This is a genomic window from Actinokineospora sp. (assembly GCF_050699995.1).
Taxonomy (GTDB): Bacteria; Actinomycetota; Actinomycetes; order Mycobacteriales; family Pseudonocardiaceae; genus Actinokineospora.
Map to the genome: position 1 here is coordinate 1 of NZ_JBOHGC010000554.1, position 4,288 is coordinate 4,288.

The following is a 4,288-nucleotide window of genomic DNA, read 5'->3' on the forward strand; positions in this document are numbered from 1 at the left end:
GCCCGTGCCGGGCCGCGAAGACCCAGCGGTCGGCGACCGGCGCGCAGGCCGCGGCGACTTCGTCGACGGTGGCCGGGTCGGCGGTCAGCGCGGCCACGAGGGCCGCCGGGGTGATCCAGCCCACGCCGTCCTGGGCGTCGAGGTAGCGCACCTCGAAGTAGCCCTGGGGGCGGACCGGCGGGAACAGCGTCGAGATGTGGTAGTCGAGGTCGGCGGTGGTGGGCGGTTCGGGCAGTGCTCCGGCGATCCAGTCGGCGAAGGTGACACCAGGCGGCGCGTCCCAGCTCTGGCCTGGTCTGCGCACGCAGAGCAGCGGGGTGTCGAGGACGTGCCGGACCCATGTGCCCACCGGGTCGTCGGTCCGCGGGAGCGGGGCGCTGCGCGACGGGTCGGTGCCGAACACGCTGCGGGCCCTGGTCGACGCCCAGCCGGTGAGTTCGCCCGCGAGGTGCGGCGAGTTCGCGAACAGCGCGAGCATCACCGGCCCCAGCGAGGTGATCGCCGCCCACCGGGCGGGTGTGTCGGCGGCCTCGCCGACGTCGACGCAGACCTGCAGGCCCGCGGTCGCGCACATCATGGCGATCCCGTCGGGCCCGATGGGCGCGAACGCGCGCTCCATTGCGGCGTAGCGGGGAGTGTCGAGGACTCTTCGCGGAGTCCGGAAGGGATCGGTGCCCCAGGCACCCAGGACCAGGCCCGCTTGATCGAGCCGGTCGGCGAGATAGTGGTGGTCGGCGATGACCGCGTCGAGCAACTGCCCGAAATCGGAGGCCGGGAGGGAGGAGATCTCGACTTGGCCGCCGGGCTCCAAGGAGAGCGGTGAACCCGCCGGAAGCGCGAGGTGGGGACTGTCGGGTCTCAACGTCGTCGGGGTGTGCGGGCCGAGAGCGGCGGCGAGATGGTCGGAGTCGAGGCGCCGCCGGGGATCGTCACGGTGATGGACCGTCCACTCCAGCTCGACTCCCACCAGGTTCGGTGGGCCATGTTTGAAACACACCAAGGCGACGTACGCCTCGGCTTCCACGCGGGCCCGCAAACGTCGTCCATCGGGCCCGGTGGTCTCCGGATCGCATACTGCGGTCAGAGGACTCACCCCTTCGTCCGTGCCGTGAAATCGACGCTACACGGGGGCACCGACAGCCGCATGATCCGAAAGTGCGGGGGCTGGGCCGGGCGGGTGATACCCAATACGTACGTACGGATTGCTTCCGGCGGGTTCGGCTGACACGATCGTCGGGTGCCCCGCGTGAGCCAAGACCACCTCGACGCGCGCCGCCGTCAGATCCTCGACGGGGCGCGGTCCTGCTTCGCGCGCCACGGATACGAGGGCGCGACCGTGCGCCGCCTCGAAGAGGCTACCGGGTTGTCGCGCGGCGCGATCTTCCACCACTTCCGCGACAAGGAGTCGCTCTTCCTCGCCCTGGCTGAGGACGACGTGCTGCGGATGACCGACGTGGTCGCCCAGCAGGGTCTCGTCCAGGTCATGCGTGACCTGCTGTCGACCCCCGCGGGCAGCGGGGACAGCCCGGCCGACTGGTTGGCCACCCGGCTGGAGGTCTCGCGCAGGCTGCGGACCGACCAGGAGTTCCGCGCCCGCTGGGCCGAGCGCTCCGAGCCACTGACCGTCGCCACCCGCGAGCGCCTGCTGCGCAAGCGCGAGGCGGGCAACCTGCGCGACGACATCGACATCGGCGTGCTGACCGCGTTCCTGGAACTCGTCCTGGAGGGTCTGGTCTCGCACCTGGCGATGGGCCTGCCCGCCGACGACCTCGACCCGGTCCTCGACCTCGTCGAGGAGACCGTCCGCCGACACCGCCGCTCACCCTGACCCCGGGTGGTCAGCGGCCGAGGGCGTAGCCCATGCCGCGGATGGTGGCGATGTGCTCGGCGCCCAGCTTGCGGCGCAGCGTCCGGACGTAGACGTCGACGATGTTGGAGCTTGGATCGAAGTCGTAACCCCACACGTGCGAGAGGATCTGCTCGCGGGAGAGCACCTGACCGGGGTGGCGTAGGAACAGGTCGAGCAGGACGAACTCCCGTGCGGTCAGGTCGACCGTGGTCTGCCCGACCTGGGCTCGGCGGGTGCGCAGGTCCAAGCTGATCCCCCGGGCGCGCAACACGGTCACCTCGGCGGCCTGGTCAACCGGCCGCAGCCGCAGCCGCACCCTGGCCAGCAACTCCTCGAACCGGAAGGGCTTGGTCATGTAGTCGTCGGCGCCGCCTTCCAGCCCGGTCACGGTGTCGTGCACCGAGTCCCTCGCGGTCAGGATAATCACCGGTGTGGTTACCCGCGCGGCGCGCATTGTCTGCAGGACAGCGAAACCGTCCTTGCCCGGCAGACCCAAATCGAGCAGGACCAGGTCGAACTCACCGGTCAACGCGTAGTCGACCGCGGCATCCCCGTCGGCCACGGTCGTCGTGGTGAAACCGTTGGCGGACAGGCCTTTGCGCACGAACGAAGCGATGCGTTCCTCGTCTTCGGCGATGAGGATCCTGCTCACCGGGCACTCCCTTGCCGTATGGGCAGTTCGATACCGAACGTGGCGCCCTTTCCGGGCTTGGACATCAGTCTGGTCGTGCCGCCGTGCGCCTCGGCGATGGCCTTGACGATGGCCAGCCCGAGGCCCGCCCCGGTGCGCTGCCCGGTCCCGCCGCGGGTGGAGCTCCGGGCGAATCGCTCGAAGATCCGTTCGGTCTCGGCAGACGACACACCTGGTCCTTGGTCGGTGATCCAGAACGACACGGCGCCGTTGTACAGGGCCGAGCCGAGCCGGATCTCGTCGCCGTCGGCGGTGTGCTGCACGGCGTTCTGAGCCAGTTGGACAACTGCTTGGGTGACGCGCTGGGGATCGAGTACGACACGGCCCTCGCCGATCGCCTCCAGCCTCCACCTCCGGTCGCCCAACGCGCGCACCTTGGCGTCGAGGTCACTGGTCAGCTCAATGAGCTCGACCGTGGCTGGCTGGATGAAGTCCGGTCGTTCGGCCTTGGCGAGCACGAGCAGGTCGGCGACGATCCGGTTCATCCGGTCCAGTTCGTCGGTGCACAGTCGGATGACGGCGGCGCGGTCGGCCGGGTCCTCGCCCATCAGTTCCAGGTGACCGCGGATGATCGTGATCGGGGTGCGCAGTTCGTGTCCGGCGTCGTCGACGAAGTGCCGCTGCGTGTCGAAGGCCTCCTGCAGCCGGTCGAGCATCTCGTTGAACTGGTCGGCCAGTCGCGCGATGTCGTCGTGTCCGGTCACCGGTATCCGGCGGGTGAGGTCGTGTTCCCCGATCTGGGTCGCGGCGTGGTGCAGCAGCCGGACCGGCGCCAGGATCTGCCCGGCGACAAGCCAGGCGGCGAAACCGCCCAGTAGCAGGCCCGCGAGGCTGACCAGGGCCAGCGTCCGGATGGTTTGGTCGACCTTGGCCTGGTCCCCGGCGACGAAGTACCCGACGACGAAGATCCCCCTGTCACCCGCGGCGGCGCTCGGCCCGGCGACGGCGACTTTGACCCACCGCATCTCGCCCGCGTCGGTCCGCGTGGAACCGTGATTGTTCGCGGAGACCAGGATCGTGTCGAACAACTCCGGGCGTTGATGCAGAGGCAGCGGCATGAGGCGCTGCTGGTGCAGGACCTCGCCGTCCCCGGTGTTCGCGACCCAGCCGACGAGCACCTCATCCTCATCGGGGTACTGCCGCTGCAGGTGGTTGAACAGCAGTTCGCGGGCGCTGCCGATGGGCCGGTTGGTGGCGCGGTCGACACCGGCGGCGGCGACCCCACTGAACTCGCGAGCCTCCTGCTCGAGCGCGGTCGCGACGTTGCCGTCGACCTGCCGCAGCAACATGTTGCGGGTCACCAGGGCGACCGTGGCCAGCGCCATCACCATCAGCAGCAGCAGCCAGCCCATGATCCGGATCCGGGCGGGCACCACCCACTGGCGACCGGGCGGCCGATCGTGCCGCGCCGCGCCGGGCGTCGCCGCCGTACCTGAGTCGGGCGCATCCGCGTTCGACCCCTCCGGTTCCGCCCGGACGGGTCGCCACAGCCCGACCACGCCCTTCACAGAGACACGGCTGGCGCGGGAGGCGGCGTCCTCCTCAGTCGTCACCATCGTCACCGCCGCCCCGCCCGCCGTCATCGTCGTCGCTCACCGGCGGCACGGGCACGACCACGGTCGGCGTCGGTGTCCGGGGCCTCACGGACTCCGCGGCGGGCGGCGCGGGCGCAGGCGCGGAGGGCGCAGGCACGGCGGAGGGCGGCGCGGGTGAGGTGGTCGTGGTCGGGGCTGTGTCACTACCTGGTC

General features: G+C 70.5%; 4 protein-coding genes and 1 pseudogene. 1 reads left to right on the plus strand and 4 read right to left on the minus strand.

Annotation, left to right across the window (positions count from 1 at the left end; translation table 11 throughout):
- Positions 1-967 (minus strand): glutamate-cysteine ligase family protein (locus ACRDSQ_RS26820; protein WP_431424783.1); only part of this gene is annotated, 967 nt, incomplete at its 3' end.
- A 270-nt stretch (positions 968-1,237) separates the two neighbouring features.
- Between ACRDSQ_RS26820 and ACRDSQ_RS26825 the strand changes: the two genes are divergently transcribed.
- Positions 1,238-1,828, plus strand: a complete 591-nt coding sequence (locus ACRDSQ_RS26825) for a TetR/AcrR family transcriptional regulator (RefSeq protein ID WP_431424785.1) — start codon at positions 1,238-1,240, stop codon at positions 1,826-1,828.
- A gap of 10 nt (positions 1,829-1,838) precedes the next feature.
- Here ACRDSQ_RS26825 and ACRDSQ_RS26830 read toward each other — a convergent pair whose 3' ends face one another.
- From ACRDSQ_RS26830 to ACRDSQ_RS26840, 3 genes and pseudogenes are all read right to left on the minus strand, one after another.
- Positions 1,839-2,501, minus strand: a complete 663-nt coding sequence (locus ACRDSQ_RS26830; RefSeq protein ID WP_431424787.1) for a response regulator transcription factor — start codon at positions 2,499-2,501, stop codon at positions 1,839-1,841.
- The gene (locus ACRDSQ_RS26835; protein WP_431424789.1) at positions 2,498-4,093 is read right to left on the minus strand and encodes a sensor histidine kinase; all 1,596 of its coding nucleotides are present in this window, start codon (positions 4,091-4,093) and stop codon (positions 2,498-2,500) included. Before ACRDSQ_RS26835 ends, ACRDSQ_RS26830 begins: the two co-directional genes overlap by 4 nt.
- Positions 4,083-4,288: pseudogene (locus tag ACRDSQ_RS26840) on the minus strand (hypothetical protein); the annotation flags it as partial. The pseudogene ACRDSQ_RS26840 and the gene ACRDSQ_RS26835, both read right to left, overlap by 11 nt.